This window comes from Geminocystis sp. GBBB08, assembly GCF_016743215.1.
Taxonomy (GTDB): Bacteria; Cyanobacteriota; Cyanobacteriia; order Cyanobacteriales; family Cyanobacteriaceae; genus Geminocystis.
This window is the reverse complement of sequence record NZ_VRZC01000079.1, coordinates 1-16,793: the sequence shown is the minus strand read 5'-3', so window position 1 is coordinate 16,793 and position 16,793 is coordinate 1. Positions and strand designations below refer to the sequence as shown.

General features: G+C 34.5%; 14 protein-coding genes. 11 read left to right on the top strand and 3 right to left on the bottom strand.

Translation table 11 applies throughout. The features are described 5' to 3' along the window. Both FWJ34_RS11440 and folK read right to left on the bottom strand, forming a co-directional pair. Positions 1-359: PqqD family protein (locus FWJ34_RS11440; RefSeq protein ID WP_308255450.1), on the bottom strand; the 359-nt coding region annotated here is incomplete at its 3' end. A gap of 40 nt (positions 360-399) precedes the next feature. Continuing rightward, positions 400-900: a 2-amino-4-hydroxy-6-hydroxymethyldihydropteridine diphosphokinase gene (gene folK / locus FWJ34_RS11435; protein WP_308255449.1), complete on the bottom strand. Its 501-nt coding sequence runs from the start codon at positions 898-900 to the stop codon at positions 400-402. A gap of 94 nt (positions 901-994) precedes the next feature. Here folK and FWJ34_RS11430 point away from each other — a divergent pair, with 94 nt between their 5' ends. Further along, positions 995-1,741 (top strand): HEAT repeat domain-containing protein, encoded by a 747-nt coding sequence (locus FWJ34_RS11430; protein ID WP_308255448.1) that lies wholly within the window; start codon positions 995-997, stop codon positions 1,739-1,741. Positions 1,742-1,904: 163 nt separating this feature from the next. Here FWJ34_RS11430 and FWJ34_RS11425 read toward each other — a convergent pair whose 3' ends face one another. Beyond that, positions 1,905-2,432 carry a tetratricopeptide repeat protein gene (locus tag FWJ34_RS11425; protein ID WP_308255447.1) on the bottom strand — a complete coding sequence of 176 codons (528 nt, stop codon included), beginning with the start codon at positions 2,430-2,432 and terminating at the stop codon, positions 1,905-1,907. Positions 2,433-3,076: 644 nt separating this feature from the next. On the opposite strand from FWJ34_RS11425, the gene FWJ34_RS11420 reads away from it, so the two are divergent. The 10 genes from FWJ34_RS11420 to FWJ34_RS11375 all read left to right on the top strand — a co-directional run. After that, on the top strand, positions 3,077-5,623 hold the full coding sequence (locus tag FWJ34_RS11420; RefSeq protein WP_308255446.1) for an EAL domain-containing protein: 2,547 nt from the start codon (positions 3,077-3,079) through the stop codon (positions 5,621-5,623). A 236-nt stretch (positions 5,624-5,859) separates the two neighbouring features. Beyond that, positions 5,860-6,441 carry an ATP-dependent Clp endopeptidase proteolytic subunit ClpP gene (clpP, locus tag FWJ34_RS11415; protein WP_308255445.1) on the top strand — a complete coding sequence of 194 codons (582 nt, stop codon included), beginning with the start codon at positions 5,860-5,862 and terminating at the stop codon, positions 6,439-6,441. A gap of 120 nt (positions 6,442-6,561) precedes the next feature. Continuing rightward, on the top strand, positions 6,562-7,083 hold the full coding sequence (locus tag FWJ34_RS11410) for a photosystem I assembly protein Ycf3 (protein ID WP_308255444.1): 522 nt from the start codon (positions 6,562-6,564) through the stop codon (positions 7,081-7,083). A gap of 302 nt (positions 7,084-7,385) precedes the next feature. Then, positions 7,386-8,642 (top strand): UDP-N-acetylglucosamine 1-carboxyvinyltransferase, encoded by a 1,257-nt coding sequence (gene murA, locus FWJ34_RS11405; protein WP_308255443.1) that lies wholly within the window; start codon positions 7,386-7,388, stop codon positions 8,640-8,642. Positions 8,643-8,758: 116 nt separating this feature from the next. After that, the gene (locus FWJ34_RS11400) at positions 8,759-9,145 is read left to right on the top strand and encodes a response regulator (protein ID WP_308255442.1); all 387 of its coding nucleotides are present in this window, start codon (positions 8,759-8,761) and stop codon (positions 9,143-9,145) included. Positions 9,146-9,237: 92 nt separating this feature from the next. After that, the gene (locus FWJ34_RS11395; protein ID WP_308255441.1) at positions 9,238-9,603 is read left to right on the top strand and encodes a response regulator transcription factor; all 366 of its coding nucleotides are present in this window, start codon (positions 9,238-9,240) and stop codon (positions 9,601-9,603) included. Positions 9,604-9,868: 265 nt separating this feature from the next. Continuing rightward, a complete protein-coding gene (locus FWJ34_RS11390; protein WP_308255440.1) occupies positions 9,869-10,408 on the top strand; it encodes a chemotaxis protein CheW in 540 nt (179 codons plus the stop codon). A gap of 61 nt (positions 10,409-10,469) precedes the next feature. Next, a complete protein-coding gene (locus FWJ34_RS11385) occupies positions 10,470-13,190 on the top strand; it encodes a methyl-accepting chemotaxis protein (RefSeq protein ID WP_308255439.1) in 2,721 nt (906 codons plus the stop codon). A 379-nt stretch (positions 13,191-13,569) separates the two neighbouring features. Further along, the gene (locus tag FWJ34_RS11380) at positions 13,570-14,334 is read left to right on the top strand and encodes an MlaE family lipid ABC transporter permease subunit (RefSeq protein ID WP_308255438.1); all 765 of its coding nucleotides are present in this window, start codon (positions 13,570-13,572) and stop codon (positions 14,332-14,334) included. Positions 14,335-14,817: 483 nt separating this feature from the next. Then, a partial coding sequence (locus tag FWJ34_RS11375; RefSeq protein ID WP_396231868.1) for a beta strand repeat-containing protein occupies positions 14,818-16,793 on the top strand: 1,976 nt, incomplete at its 3' end.

Here is a 16,793-nt window from a genome sequence, read left to right as displayed (position 1 = left end):
AATCTTGGGTTTTCAAATTTAAGTTTTTTTTCCCCTTCTTTAGCATTAATATTCACTGCAGAAAATTCTCTTTTCTCAGAGAAAGAATGAGATACAGATAAAATAATTTCTTCCTCTATTAACTCATCAATTAAACCTTCAACACTTTCTTTTATTTCTTCGGCAATTCCATCATAGCGATTTAATATTTCTTGGATAATTTCATCCTGAGAAAATCCTTTTTCAATATTTTGCCAAATTTCTGTACCAATATTTAAAAGACTATAATAATAACCTTCATCAAGATTAATGATAATAACTTCACCGTCAATAATTTCTTGAGCTATTTTTGCTGTATTAATTTGTAAATAATTAGACATTTTAATTTAAAAAAACTAACAACAAATAATAGCACACAATTTAGATATTTTCCTTCAGACAAAAATCCAACAGTTGACTAATTGTTAATTTCGTGACAGGATCAACCCAATCAGAAGCAATTTCCGTTAAAGGCATTAATACAAAAAGTCTTTCTCTCATTCTTGGATGAGGTATCTTTAAGAAAAAGCTATGGATTATTTGATTATCATAGAGAATTATATCTAAGTCTAAAGTCCTCGCTCCCCATCTTTCCGTCCTTTTTCGTCCAAATTGTTCTTCAATATCCATTAAACACTTTAATAACTCTTCGGGTAGAAGGCTAGTTTTAATAGTTATACAACCGTTTAAGTAATCAGGCTGAGGGGGCCCTATGGGTTTAGTTTGATGCCATGTAGAGCGAGAAATAAGATCAATTCCGGCTATATTCGCAATCTTGTCCACAGCTTGATTGAGAATCTTTAAACTATCTCCCAAATTACTCCCTAATGCGATCGCACAGGGCCATTTTATGATCGCCGATTTTATTTCAAAATTAACCATTTTATTGTTAAATAATCAACGGCAGACAATATCATCCTAAAAATTATTAACTATTAATTGTTATTTGTTAATTGTCAATGTATCATTATTTTATATGAATGATCTAAGTTTAAGTCAAACCGCCATTGATTTTGATTCTTCTGTCGATCCTTTAGACATGATTGAAGAAGAAACAGCCCCCGCTCCTGATCCCGAAGTAATGTTACAGTTACTTCATAGTGAAGATAAACAGGAGTTAATTCAAGCTGTCAGGGCTTTTTGTGAAATTACTGATGCGCGCGCTATTCCTAGCTTAATCGAGCAGTTGAGCAATAATTGTCCTTTAATTAGGGTAAGTGCCGCTTATGCTCTCGGTCGTAATACTGATGTTGCCACAGTTGAACCTTTAATTAATACCCTCAACCACGATTTTAATGGTTATGTCCGCAAAGGTGTTGTTTGGGCTTTAGGAAATAGTGGCGATCGCCGTGCTTTTCAACCCCTCCTCAAAGCCTTAAAAAATGATATTGGTGCAGTCAGATTATGGGCTTCTACCAGCATAGCGAATATTGCCAAAATTAACTATGACGATATTATTACAACCATACCAGTAATTATTATTTCTTTAAGACAAGACAACATTTCCGCAGTTCGTAGTAATTCAGCTTGGACTATAGGGAAACTGTGCCGAGAATTGCCTTATAACGTGGTTTATGCCACCGCCATCGATGCCCTAATTGAAGCCTTAGTGGAAGATGAAGATTTAGGAGTGAAAGAAGATGCTAAAATGGCTTTGTTAAAATTAGGTGATCCTCGTGGACTGCAAATGATTGAAGAATTAGAATTTGAGGGACTAATTTAATTAGTAGTTAGTAATTATTAATTAGTAATTAAAATTTTAGGCTGAAAATTATCAAAATTCAAGGATTTTATTGAAATAATGTTTAAGTCAATTCTCTCCTAGCCTTCTAGCCTTCTAGTCTTCTAGTCTTATCTTCCTCTATAATTGTATGTCAAACTCAAGTTTAATTAATAACAAGGCGTTTTTCCAAAGATTTAACTCTTTTTAATGCAATGGGATTTTTAGGATCAAATTGTAAAGTTTGTTTATAACAATCTAAGGCTTGAGAAACTAACAATTTTTTTTCATAAACATTCCCTAAATTATTGAGACCAATAGTATATTCAGGATATAATTTTATTGCTTCTTTATAGTTACGAATAGCAATGTCATATTGTTCTTGAGAAAAGTAAGCAAAACCTAAAGCATTATAAATTAACGCTCGATTTTCAGGCTCAAGTTCACCCTCTAATTTTATCGCTCTTTGCAGTAATTGTATCCCTTGTACAAAAAGTTTTTTATCTAAATAAATAACAGCTAATTCATAGTATTCTTGAGCAGTGCCTTTTTGATTTTTAAGTTTATCTTGTAGTTTAGAGAAACGGTTTTCAGTTTTCCTAGTTTTGATAATTTGTCTAAGTAAAACAATGGCAACAATTGCTAATAAACCTAATAAAATAGAAATATAAACTACAGGTAAATCTTCATTCATAAATTAACTTTTTTTTGTATATTTTTTATTATTAATTGAGTATCATAGCATATTTAGGCATATTTTTATCAACAAAAAATCATCTTTTACTTAGTCTAAATTTAGGCAACAATCTCAAAAAAGGTAAATATTTATTAAGCTAATATTGGTCTTACCAAAACAACCATTAAAATAGCCCTAATCAGAGATCTTCACGAATATTAGAATGAAGATGATCAACAAGCCTTAGAATTTTGAGCCGTAGATTTGATATTATTTGTGGGAAATTTTGGCAATGAATTGGTGAAAGTTATCGAAGAAACAGTTAATATTCCTAAAGCCTATAGCAATCCTAAATGATTCGTGGCAAAATAAGGACTACAAATTTAAAGGAAAAGCAAGGGGTTTAAACTCCTTGTTTAATAATAGGTAAAACATTATTTCCTATCTTTAAATATTTCACAACTGATTTAGTATTGCTATAGATTATGGGAAATTGTGATTTATGGTTTACTGCCAAAAATAGAGTTGCCTTTGGAGGAGAATAAAGGAGGTTGCCGATTACTTACCTTGATCAAAATTAAATTATCCGCTTACAAAGTATAATTGACAAATTATTGGTGAGATTTTCATTTATCATCTATGACATAAGTTGATTCAAGATTATGAAAAAATTTGTTAGTCTTCGCACCAAAATCTTATTCAGTTTCAGCCTGATATTTACCCTCTTTTTTGGTGGTATGTCTTTTTGGTTTTATCGTTTTACCACAGAAAAAACTCTCCAACGATTAAAAGAAGATTTACAAAGAATTGCTATCACTTCCGCACAACAAATTAATGTAGAAGAATTAATGGCATTGTCTCAAGAAGGAAAACCCAATAGTCAAGGTAGTTCAGATGATCCTCGTTATCAAAATCAGTTACAATGGCTAGAAAGGCGACATGAAATAAATCCCCAAATTTTTTTATATTCCTTTATGAAAGATAATTCTCCTCAAAGCCATGAAAATAAAGGAAAAAGAATTATTTATTTAGTTGATGTTTGGATGAATATTGACTCTAGCAAAAGTGCTAAGTTTTTAGAAACGGCAATGGCGACACAGCATCACATTAACACATTAACAAATGGGGTAGTAGAATTTAGAGATTTTTATCAAGATAAATGGGGAGAATGGATTACTTTTTATGCACCTATTAGAGATAAATCAGGTAATATCTTAGCTGCCATTGGTGCTGATATGGAAACAAGAGAAATAAAAGAAATACAGGCTCAAATTAAACAACAAATTTTATTATCTTTTGGTTTATCTTATCCTATATTTTTAGCAATTATTTATGGATTATCAACTTTATTAACTATCCGTTTTAAAACTTTACAAAATTATGCTAAAGCCATAGGTGAAGGTAACTATCAAATGAATATTTCTTTAGATAAAGAATTAGTTTTATCTTTTTTTGATGATGAAAGAATAATTTTAGGAAAAGTGTTAGGAGAAATGGCAATAAAAATTCAACAAAGGGAAGAATTATTAAACGGTATTTTTAATCAAGTTGCTGTGGGTATCTGCGTTTCAACCTCAGACTATAAATTTAAAATTGTCAATCAAACTTTATGTCATTTATTGGGATATTCCGAAAAAGAATTACTAACAAAAAGTTGTTTTGATATAACTCACCCAGAAGATATTTCTTTAACACAAGAATATTTTGATGAAGTGATTGAATATAAAGTCTTTCCACCTCAACCCTTAGAAAAACGTTGTATTGATAAAAATGGGAATATAAAATGGTTTGAAACTGCTATTACCGTTATTAGAGATAACCAAAAAAATCCTAAATATTTTATTTCAGTGTGCCAAAATATCACTCTTCGCAAAGAAGCCGAAAATCAATTATGGGAAGCTGCTAATACTGATTTTCTGACAAAACTATGGAATCGGGCTTATTTTATGGGATATTTAGAAACTTTATTGCAAGAAATCCATAAAAATCCTGATTATGTATTTGCTTTATTATTAATAGATATTGACGATTTTAAAACCATTAATGATAGTTTAGGGCATTTAGTTGGAGATCAATTCTTAATTAATATTTCTTGTCAATTGCAAAAATGTGTCACAGATCAAGATGTCATAGCCCGACTTGGCGGTGATGAATTTGCCATTTTATTAACTTCCATTGATACTGTAGAAGATGCCGTCACTGTTGCCAAAAAAATTCAAACAGAAATTAGTTTCCCTTTTTATGTATATAATCAAGAGTTTTTCACCAGTGCAAGTATTGGTATTGTTATTAGTAATCATTTAACTGGAAATAATTTTTATGCCACAGCTTCAGATTTATTTAGAGATGTAGATATTGCCATGTATCAAGTAAAAAATAAAGGCAAAGGTAGCTATCAAATTTTTGGCAGTGAAATGTATGAAAATTTTATCAAAAAATTAAAATTAGAAAATGAATTAAAAAAAGCCATTGAAGAAAGTAAATTAACTCTTTTTTACCAACCTATTATTGATTTAAAAACAGGCAAATTATACAGTATAGAATCATTAGTGCGTTGGCAGCATCCCGAATTAGGTTTTTTATCCCCTAGTAAATTTTTAATCCTTGCCGAACCAAGTAGATTAATCCTAGCCTTAGGTAATTGGGTGTTAAAAACTGCTTGTCATCAACTTCAATTATGGCAGAAACAAAAATTAGTCTCCCCTGATATTACCATCAATGTTAATGTAGCCGGAAAACAATTTGAGGCGGGGAATTTATTAAACGAGATAATTAAAATCCTCCCAGAAAATAATTTATCTCCTTCTAATTTACGATTGGAAGTAACAGAGACAGTTATCGCTCATAATAATAACAGTCAAATTACCAATATTCTCAGTAAAATTAAAGACCTGGGTGTTAAAATTGCCATAGATGATTTTGGTACTGGTTACTCATCATTAGCTAGACTGCGTACATTTCCCGTTCACCAAATCAAAATAGATAAAGCCTTTGTCAAACCTTTAAATTCTCATCCAAAAAACATCAAATTTTTGCAAGGAATTATTACTCTTTGCCATAACTTAGATTTAGAGGTAGTTTGTGAAGGTATCGAAACAGAAACCCAAAAACAGATACTAATAGATTTAGATTGTAATTATGGACAAGGATATTTATATGCTAAACCCATGAGTGTTGATGATTTTGGATTATGGCTAAAACTTACCTAAATCAAAAATTTTGTTTTAGTCGGTTCTGCTGAACAAATCAGAAAGCTATAAAAATCAAGGGTTTAGGGATAAGATAATAGGAAAAAAATGCGGAGTTTTAGTAAATTTTAGTCAAAAACTAGGTAAGTAAAGTAAGTCATTATCCATGCTTGGAAGTGTCAACTCTAATGAATCGTTCCGATATTAGGTACAATCAAGATTATCAAGAATAATTAAGATAAATTGAGCTTAACGAAATGGTTCCAACTGTTATTGAAACTTCCGGTCGTGGTGAACGTGCTTTCGACATTTACTCCCGTTTACTTAGAGAAAGAATTATTTTTTTAGGAGAACAAGTAACTGATGAATTAGCTAATTCTTTAGTGGCACAGCTATTACTATTAGAAGCAGAAGATCCTCAAAAAGATATTTATCTCTATATTAACTCCCCAGGTGGTTCAGTCTCGGCTGGTTTAGGTATTTTTGACACGATGAATCAAATTAAACCCGATGTTTGTACTGTCTGTGTTGGTTTAGCCGCTAGTATGGGTGCATTTTTATTAAGTGCAGGTGCTAAAGGTAAAAGAATGAGCTTACCTAATTCCAGAATTATGATTCATCAACCATTAGGGGGTGCCCAAGGACAAGCTACAGACATCGAAATTCAGGCTAGAGAGATACTTTATCTCAAAAAACAACTAAATACTTATATCGCTTCTCAGACTGGGCAAAATCTCGAAAAAATTGAAGAAGACACGGAAAGAGATTTCTTTATGTCAGCAGAAGAAGCTAGGGATTATGGTTTAATTGATCTAGTTGTAACTCGCACACCCAAATAATACCATCCTTGAACCATCAAAAAAATGATCAAGATAATAAGGTAATAGGTAATAGGTAATAGGTAATAGGTAATAGGTAATAGCTAACTATTCGTTAATTTATTCTTCATTGTTTAATATATGTCTAGATCTCAAAGAAATGATAATTTTATTGATAAAACTTTTACCGTCATGGCGGATATTATTCTTAAGGTTTTACCCATTGATGCTAAATCAAAAGAGGCTTTTGTTTATTATCGTGATGGAATGTCTGCCCAAGCTGAAGGTGAATATGCCGAAGCCTTAGATAATTATTATGAAGCCCTTAAATTAGAAGAAGATTCCAACGATCGCAGTGAAATTTTATACAATATAGGCTTAATTCATGCTAGTAACGGAAAGTTAGAAGAAGCCTTAGACTATTATCATCAATCTTTAGAATTAAATCCTCGTAAACCTTCTGTTTTAAATAATATTGCCGTTATTTATCATCATCAAGGGGAAAAATGTAAACAAGAGTTGGAAGAAGACGAAGCCGAAAGGTTATTTGATAAAGCCGCCGAATATTGGAAACAAGCCATCAGAATTTCTCCGAATAATTACTTAGAAGCTCAAAATTGGCTTAAAACTACAGGAAGATCAGAAATGGATATATTCTTCTAATTTTACGATCCGTAAACTATAAAATCAGGGAAAAAGACAACTAATGAGTAACTAATAATTGTAGAATAGGCATTTTCCTCCTAATTTGTAAGTTTTAATAAGATCTTAGTTGGATATTCTTAATTCTGCCAAAATTCTATTGAACAAAAGGAGATTTATCAGGTAGAATCAAAACGAAATTGTGACAAAACTTTATATTAAAAGAATTTAATTCGGAGGACAAAACTATAAATACTTCCCCAGAAACTCTCATCTCTAACACCGTCAACCTCAACTCCCTTCCCCAACCTGCTTTAGAAATTATGGGTAGAAATTCCCTCAAAGGGCAGGTAAAAATTAGTGGTGCCAAAAATTCCGCTTTAGCTATCATGGCGGGAACATTACTTTGTGATGATGATTGTCGTTTAAATAATATGCCCTGCCTTTCGGATATTAACACTATGGGGCTAGTTTTAGCTTCTCTTGGGGTTAAAATTAAAAAAATGACTTCAAGTTGGGAATTTAACTCCCGTAATTTAAAGGCAGAAAAAGCCCCCTATGATTTAGTTTCTCAGTTACGAGCTAGTTTTTTCGTTATTGGTCCTATTTTAACTCGTTTAGGTGTAGCACAAGTTCCATTGCCCGGAGGGTGTGCTATTGGTTCTCGTCCTGTAGAGCTTCATGTTAGAGGTTTACAAGCTATGGGAGCTAATGTAACTATAGAACACGGTGTCGTTAATGCTTCCGTAAAAGGTAGTAGTGGCCGTTTAAAGGGTGCAAATATTTTCTTAGATTATCCTAGTGTTGGGGCTACAGAAACTATTATGATGGCCGCTACTTTAGCTGACGGTGTAACAGTGATCGAAAATGCAGCAAAAGAACCGGAAATTGTCGATTTGGCCAACTTCTGCAATAGTATGGGGGCAAAAATTAGTGGGGCGGGAACAGATTCTATTGTAATTAAAGGTGTTGAACGTTTACATAGTACTGATTATGAAATTATACCCGATCGCATTGAAGCTGGTACTTTTCTCGTAGCTGGGGCAATTACTCATTCTGAAATATTAGTTACTTCTGTAAATCATGATCACCTCATTCCGGTGATTGCTAAATTATCAGAAATAGGCTGTAAAGTTATCCAAGAAGATAAAAATATTCTACGCACTATTCCGGGAGAATTAAGGGCTAGTGATATTGAAACTTTACCTCATCCGGGCTTCCCTACAGATATGCAAGCACAATTTATGGCACTTTTAACCATTAGTGAAGGTAACAGTCTGGTAACAGAAACTGTGTTTGAAAATCGCTTACGTCATGTAGCAGAACTTAAACGTATGGGAGCAAATATCAAAGTCAAAGGTAATTCAGCTCATGTAGTGGGTGTACCAATGTTATCGGGGGCTCCCGTTATGGCAACGGATTTGAGAGCTTCTGCTGCTCTGGTATTAGCCGGTTTGGCGGCTGATGGTAAAACTATTGTACAAGGTTTACAACATTTAGATCGAGGTTATCAAGATCTAGAGCAAAAGTTGCAAGGATTAGGTGCTAAAATTCAACGTCTTCAAGATTATCAACCTTAATTTTCTTAAAGTATTAGGTATTAGGTATTAGGTTTAATGACAATAATTAAAATAAAGTTGAGTAGAAATCAATATTCTAAATTTATTCTATTTTTGATTTTGCAAGAGGTCTAATCATGGCTACAGTATTGATTGTAGATAATAATTTAGGAGATAGGAAAAAAATAGGTGATATTTTAACGGCAGAGGGTTTAAACTTCGTCGAAGTCATTGACGGATTGGAAGCCCTAGAAAAATTACCTTTCATTCGCCCTGATTTGATTATCTTAGATGTGATTCTCCCGAAAATGAATGGTTACGAAGTGTGCCGCAAAATTAAATCTAATCCTGAAACTAAAAAAATACCCGTATTGTTTTGTACCTCTTGTAAAGAACAATATGAACGCTATTGGGGATTAAAACAAGGAGCTGATGCTTATATCTCTAAACCATTTAAAACTAAAGAATTTATCATCATCATTAGACAACTACTGAAATACCCTCATTTTACCCTTGATCTTTAAATTTTCCTTAATACTTGATTAGTTGCTCATTTTTGGATAGAAAGTAAAAATAGATATACAATTATAATAAAAATAAAAGCATACCAATAATTATGAGTACAGTATTGCTTGTCGAAGATAGTTTATCGACAAGAAAAATGATGAGTGAATTTTTAATCAAACAGGGTTTAAAAGTTGAGGTAGCCGGTGACGGCGTTGAAGCTTTAGATATATTATCAACCATTAACCCCGATATTGTAGTATTAGATATAGTTATGCCGAAAATGAACGGCTATGAAGTCTGTCGCAAAATTAAATCTAATCCTCAAACCAAAAATTTACCCGTTTTAATTTGTTCTTCTAAAGGAGAAGATTTCGATCGCTATTGGGGTATGAAGCAAGGTGCAGATGCTTATTTGGCAAAACCATTTCAACCAAAAGAACTTATTGCCACTATTAGACAACTACTAAAATCATAAATTATTAATTTATCTCAATTTTACACAAAAAAACTTGTTAAAGAAATTTAATGAAAATTAGTGACTGTTTAATCTTTACACGAAACAAAGTTGCCTTTTTTATTACTTCAAGATATTAATCAAAAAAAGAAGAACACAGAACAATTGTTAAAGTAAAATAAAATATAGATCAAAAAATCTGTAACTTCTATTATTTATTTACTATTCAAATTTGATAATGATAATTCTAATTATATAAAAAAAATTTAATCCCATAGTAAAAAACATGGCTGATAATCAAAATTATCCCAAACTTATTAATAATTCTCAAATTTCTCTAGGTCTTGAACAACAAGGTGAAGAAGTACAAGCACCTGAAGGTGAGTTACATCTTCGTTTTACTTTACCATCAGGAGATAAATTTGCTCTTCCTGCGGTGGGTATTCGAGAAGTAATGCAACAAGAGCCTGATAGAATTACTCCGATCCCTAACGCTTCACCGTTACTATTAGGTACTATTAATCTTCGAGGGGAAATTATTTGGGTAGCTGATTTAGGACAATTTTTAGGTTATCCTAATATGTTAAATACAGACAGGAGTGAAGTTCCTGTTATTGCCATTGAAGAACAAGAAATTATTTTAGGTTTGGCAGTAGATAAATTGGGGGCAATGCAGTGGTTAGATGTAGATACCCTACAAATACCTCAAAATATACCAGACCACATCGCACCTTATATTCAGGGAGAATGGTTAGATGAAGAAAATAACTATGTTCGACTTTTAGATCAAATTGCTATTCTTCGCTCGGCTCGTTGGGTAGCATAAAATATATTGTACAACTCACCAAGAATACATAACGAATTTAGCAATTGACGGAGAAGACACAATGGTATCGGAAACAGATTATCAACAAAGATATGGACAGGCTCAAACAGCCTATATTGAAGGTGATTTAGAGGAAGCTAGTGATATTACTGATTCCATTATCGACGATTATCCTGATGATCCTAGTATTTTATTACTAAGAGGGCATATTTATTTACGTCAACAAAAGTATGAAATTGCGAAATCCACCTATGAACAAGTATTAAATTTGACAGAACATCAAGAGTTAGTTAATTTAGCCCATCAAGGGTTAGCACAAATAGAAGAAGAAGAATTAGACGATTTTTATCCTGATGAAGTCGAAACTCCAGCTTTTGAGGATGATATTGAAGAAATTGACGATGATGAACCGAATGATAATTGGACTAGTAGTATTCAATTTGATAGTATTGATTGGGATGCTCAAGATTTAGAGGAGGAAGATATTGAAGATCCGACTCTACAACAAAATGCACCTCTAAATAAAGATTTTTCTTCTCCGCCTCCCAAGGCTAAACCGTCTAAAGCTTCTGAAAAACAAATCATTAATCAAATTGTCCCCGACGATGATGATACGGCAGCCAATATAGCTATTGATTATCCTTCTAATAATCATAAATCTACTCCTCAACCTTTAGAAGATAATTTATTCGAGATGAATTTTGATGACTCTGACTTTAACTATGATGAGTTGGATAATGAGGAAGATGACTTTAATCCTAATGAACTACAAGAAACTGGTACTCCTACTTTTGTCGTTTCCTCTGAAGAGCCTGAATTAAGCGATTTAGAAAAAATGTTAACGGGAGGCAGGGAATTATTAGGCAATTTGGAGGAGGATTTTGGTGATTATAGTTCCGAATTAGAGCCTTTAACTTCTGCTAAAACAAATTCTTTGAAAACAGAATTGAATGATGATGAGCCTTTAGTGCCTGAAGAAGAAGATAATTTCTTTTTTGCTCCCGATGAGTTAGATGATATTCCTGATATTGGAGCTGATGAATTACCTGTTTCTAGTATCTTTACTAAAGAACAACGGGGAGATAAAAATTTTAATCTTATTGATAGCACAGATAGTGTTTTTGATGATGATTTTGAGAATGAAATTACTGGAAGTTTTAGTTTTGATACCGATCGCATTAATTTGGAGATAGAAGATGAGGAAATTAGTGTATCCTCTTCTCTGACAGACATCTCTACCACCCCCATGTCCGTCAACGTCATTCCTGAAGTAGAAATTCCCCAAGGTAATCTTGCTCAATATTTTGATTTACCTTTATTTCGGAAACAATTAGTTCATGGTGGCGTAACAGCTATAGTTACATTTTTGGTGGTATTTATTATGAGTAGTTTAACAGCAACTATTAATCCTACTACTACTGAGGTTAAAAATAAGCAACTACCAAATGCTACTGAAAAAAAAGGGACCGAAAAATCCCCTTCAAAACCAACAGTTAGTTATCCTTTTTCTAAAAGATTTCTTTTAAGTTTAGTGGCCGGAATTGCTGGAGGAGGCACAACTATAGGGGTAGGTTATTTAATGACTAATCATATCAAACGTTATACCAGTGATCTACAAAATCAATTTGAGTCTGTTTATCAGGGTAATTATGAAGTAAAAGCAACGGTTTATTCTCAGGACGAATTTGGTACTTTAGCGGCGGGATTTAATCAAATGGCAAAAATGATTAATACTACTACCACAGAAGCCAGAAAAAGAGCGGAAGAAACAGAAAGAGCAAGGGAAGATTTACAAAGACAAGTTATTCGCTTACTCGATGATGTGGAGGGTGCCGCAAGGGGAGATTTAACAGTACAAGCGGAGGTGACGGCGGACGTATTAGGGGCTGTAGCTGATGCTTTTAACTTAACTATTACCAACCTACGCAAAATCGTTAAACAAGTAAAACAAGCCGCCGTTCAAGTAAACAAAGCAAGTACAGATAGTGAACTATTTGCCCGAAATCAATCCAGTGATGCGTTGAGAATGGCGGAGGAATTAGCGGTAACCTTAAATTCTGTTCAAATGATGACAGACTCTATTCAAAGGGTAGCTGAGAATGCTAGGGAAGCGGAGGAGGTTGCTCGATCTTCTAGTGTTACAGCCCTTAAAGGTGGAGATGCGGTAGAGCGAACTGTAGCTGGGATTTTACAAATTAGGGAAACCGTATCAGAAACTACTCGTAAGGTAAAACGATTAGCAGAAGCATCTCAACAAATTTCTACTATTGTGGCAGTAATTTCTCAAATTTCTTCTCGTACTAACCTGTTAGCTTTAAATGCTTCTATTCAAGCCGCACGGGCTGGAGAAGCTGGTAGAGGATTTGCCATCGTTGCGGATGAAGTTCGACAGTTAGCCGATCGTTCTGCTAAATCTTTGCAAGAAATTGAACAAATCGTCTTACAAATTCAAACGGAAACGGGATCGGTAATGACAGCTATGGAAGAAGGTATCCAACAGGTACGAGATGTTACAGACAGATCTGAACAGGCAAAACGCTCCCTAGAAGATATTATTCAAGTTTCTAACCGTATTGATGCCCTCGTGAGATCGATTACCGCCGATACTGATGAACAACGGGAAAATTCAAGAGGAGTGGCAAAAGTAATGCAAGCGGTAGAATTAACGGCTCAAGCTACTTCTCAAGAATCTCAACGAGTTGCTGGTTCACTTCAAAATTTAGTCGGTATTGCAAAAGATTTAATTTCTTCCGTAGAACGTTTTAAAGTAGAAGGTAAGTAGAGAATTTAGAATGTTTTACCAAAAATGTCAGCTATTGCCCTCACCATAGATTCAAAAACCTAATCGTTTTGGTGACAGGAGAATGTCAAATAACCCCATTTGATCTATAGCAATAAACGGGTTAGTTAAGACATTCTCAAAATCTATAGTTGTCATTCCGAGCATAGAGAGGAAGGAATCTCAAACTTAGATCTTGCATCTCTATCATCAATTCTCGATGAGGATAGGGAAAAGGGAAGAGGGAAGAGGGAAAAGTAATCAGAATTGATTTTTCCCGTTTTGTTTCATTGGTATTATTGTACTGGTGCAAGATCTGAGTCAAAACGTCCTAATCAACTCGTTATCTGCTATATTATCTCAAATCTATTTCCTCTTTCCTATGAATAAGGTATTTGAACGTTTATTATCAGGACTATTTTTGACGGGACAAATTTTAGTTCATCTGCTACAAGCAAAAATCTACCGTATCAATAGTTTAGATCAAATGGCTTTTGTGGGTCCTGCTTCTTTGCCTATTGCTTTAATTACTTCAGCTTCTGTAGGGATGGTATTCACTATTCAAGTAGCTAGAGAGTTTATCTATTTTGGGGCTACCAGTGCGGTAGGAGGCGTTTTGGCGATCGCTTTAACCCGTGAACTAGCACCGGTTTTAACGGCGGTGGTGTTAGCCGGAAGGGTTGGAAGTGCTTTTGCTGCGGAAATTGGCACGATGAAAGTAACAGAACAAATTGACGCTTTATATGTTTTAAAAACAGATCCTATTGATTATTTAGTTACTCCAAGAGTGATTGCTTGTGCTTTAATGCTACCTGTTTTAAGTATTCTCTCTTTGCTTATCGGTATGATAGCAGGATTAATTATTTCTGATGTATTTTATGATATTTCTAGCTCAATTTTTCTAGATTCTGTCCGGAATTTCCTCAAAACATGGGATATTGTTGTTTGTGTCATTAAATCTGTGGTGTTTGGATCGTTAATCGCTATTATTGGTTGTAATTGGGGTTTGACTACCAGTGGAGGAGCAAAAGGTGTCGGTCGATCGACTACTGAAGCCGTGGTTATTTCCTTAATTGCTATTTTTATCACTAATTTCTTTTTGTCATGGCTTATGTTTCAAGGAACTGGTAGTGCTGTCATTGAATAAAGGGAAGAGGAAATAGTTAATATAGCAATGTTATCTGTTAAGCGTTGTTTTAATCACTCAATAAAGTCAGTAACTAACATTTGTGCTTCTTCTGGTAGTTCACTTATGTCATGTTGTATTTGCTCAAGATTAACCATGATGCTTACTTCCTATTGGTAATTTCAATATTTGCTAGTTTTATTTTAAACGGTGGCAAATTCTTTATTCTTCTCTAGCGGATCATGATGTAATACTCAGATCTTGCACCAGTACAATAATACCAATAAAATAAAACGGGAAAAATCAATTCTGATTACTTTTCCCTCTTCCCTATCCTCATCGAGAATTGATGATAGAGATGCCAGATCTAAGTAATATGATTAATTGATCCGAATTTAAAGTTTCAATAGCATAGGCACGTCCTGTGGTATCGCTAAATTCAACTTTGTTTGAATAGATTGATCTTATAATAATAATCTTTATCACAGCAAGTCAAAAAAACCCATGAACGCTAACGTAATGAATGTTGTCTCGGTACAGGAACAACTAAGGCATTTTGCAAGTTCTAACAGTTTTTGGACAGATTTGGAATTAATTTTCGGCACAGAATACAACCAAGCCATTGCGCAAAATTTCAGGAATCAATGGTTAAACAATGACTTTAGCAGTTTACCTGTCATCAAAATCCTCAGTAGTGAGATATTAGGTAATGCACTGGGAGGCTACGCTATTAGTACCAATACTATTTATCTGTCAGATTCATTTTTAGCCACAGCAACCTCACAACAAATCACAGCCTTAGTTTTAGAAGAAATTGGTCACTTTATCGATGCCAACATTAATACCGTTGATCCTGAGGGGGATGAGGGAGAACTTTTTTCCTTACTAGTGCGGGGTATTACCCCCGGGGAAGCCGAATTAAACCGTATTCAAAATGAAAATGACCATGAAACCATCGTTATCGATGGACAAGAAATCACCATAGAAATGGGCACTACAATTACTACCACAACCTCTGTAGATAATCCTATTACTATCAATGGTACTGGCATTTCTGGTGCTAGCATTGATCAAGTAGGTGTTTTTATGAATAGTGGTGTTTCGGTATCCTCTACAGGTAACGCCACCATTACCATAACCGGTAAAGGTTGGGATGACTCGAGCAGTGGAAGTCATGCTGGGTTTTGGGCTCAATCTGGTGGCTTTATTACTTCCGTAAAAGGTGCGATCGTGATCAACGGCACAGCCGGTCAAGGCAATGGTAGCAACCGTGGTGTTTACCTACAGAGTGGAGCATATATATCCTCCACAGATACAGCAACCATTACCGTAACAGGTACAGGTTCTTCTGCCTCCACCAGTACAGGTAATAATGGTGTTTATGTTACCAATACAAATAGTAGGATAACCTCCCTTAACGGTAACATCAAGATAACAGGCACCAGTGGAGGTGGCACTAATACCAACAATGGTGTTCACTTGCCTGGGGGGGGGAGTATTTCTTCTACCGGTAATGCAACAATTACCGTAACTGGCAACAGTCTTAATAGTACAACAGGAACTGGTAATAGGGGGGTTAATATTGGTGGTAGTAGTACTAGCAGTACTAGTATAACCTCCCTTAACGGTGACATCAATGTAACAGGTACCGGTGGTGGTGGCACTAGTAACAACCAGGGTGTTTTCTTGGATTCGAATGGGAGTATTTCTTCTACTGGGATAGGAAATATTACAGTCATAGGGATAGGAGGTAGTGGTACATCTGGTAGTGATGGTATCGGAATTCAAAATACTAACTCTAAAATTCAGAGTAATACTGGAAATATCAGTTTAACGGGTACGGCTACGGGTTCAAACTTTGGTATTAACCTCGGTACTAATAATTCTATCATAAGTACTTCAGGGCAGATAAGTCTATTAGGAAATACCATCAATTTGAATAATAATAGCACTATTAGCAGTGGTGGAGCGGTTTACATCAATTCCGATAGCGATGGACAGCCCGGAATTACAACTTTAGGTGCTACCGTTACCGTTGTTGCTAGTACTCTATTTCTTAACGACACCATGACAGTTAACTACAATGGAGGTGCAACTGCTCGTTTTGACAAGATTCAGTTGACAGGTACTTTGGATTTAAACGGTTCAACCTTAAGCCTAGATTTGACGGGTTATAGTGCGACTTTTGGACAACAATTTACTCTCATTGACAATGATGGTGTCGATGTCGTCACGGGAACTTTTAGCGGATTAGCAGAAGGGGCAACCGTTGGCACAAGTAACTCTTTGGATGTCCTTATTACTTATCAAGGAGGAGATGGTAATGATGTACAATTATATATCCCTAGTAATCAAGCCCCCACCGACTTAGCTCTATCAGCTAACACCATCAATGAGAACGTTGTTATTGGGACAGGAGTGCTAATTGGTAACATCACCATTACAGATGCCGATGCCAGTGGTAACAACAACGTGTTAAG

Excerpts from the sequence above, each read along its gene's own strand:
- FWJ34_RS11390 (WP_308255440.1), top strand. The coding sequence starts at position 9,869 with ATGGCTGATAATCAAAATTATCCCAAACTTATTAATAATTCTCAAATT.
- FWJ34_RS11400 (WP_308255442.1), top strand. The coding sequence starts at position 8,759 with ATGGCTACAGTATTGATTGTAGATAATAATTTAGGAGATAGGAAAAAA.
- FWJ34_RS11395 (WP_308255441.1), top strand. The coding sequence starts at position 9,238 with ATGAGTACAGTATTGCTTGTCGAAGATAGTTTATCGACAAGAAAAATG.
- folK (WP_308255449.1), bottom strand. The coding sequence starts at position 900 with ATGGTTAATTTTGAAATAAAATCGGCGATCATAAAATGGCCCTGTGCG.
- murA (WP_308255443.1), top strand. The coding sequence starts at position 7,386 with ATGGGTAGAAATTCCCTCAAAGGGCAGGTAAAAATTAGTGGTGCCAAA.
- FWJ34_RS11385 (WP_308255439.1), top strand. The coding sequence starts at position 10,470 with ATGGTATCGGAAACAGATTATCAACAAAGATATGGACAGGCTCAAACA.
- FWJ34_RS11425 (WP_308255447.1), bottom strand. The coding sequence starts at position 2,432 with ATGAATGAAGATTTACCTGTAGTTTATATTTCTATTTTATTAGGTTTA.
- FWJ34_RS11430 (WP_308255448.1), top strand. The coding sequence starts at position 995 with ATGAATGATCTAAGTTTAAGTCAAACCGCCATTGATTTTGATTCTTCT.
- FWJ34_RS11380 (WP_308255438.1), top strand. The coding sequence starts at position 13,570 with ATGAATAAGGTATTTGAACGTTTATTATCAGGACTATTTTTGACGGGA.
- clpP (WP_308255445.1), top strand. The coding sequence starts at position 5,860 with ATGGTTCCAACTGTTATTGAAACTTCCGGTCGTGGTGAACGTGCTTTC.
- FWJ34_RS11410 (WP_308255444.1), top strand. The coding sequence starts at position 6,562 with ATGTCTAGATCTCAAAGAAATGATAATTTTATTGATAAAACTTTTACC.
- FWJ34_RS11420 (WP_308255446.1), top strand. The coding sequence starts at position 3,077 with ATGAAAAAATTTGTTAGTCTTCGCACCAAAATCTTATTCAGTTTCAGC.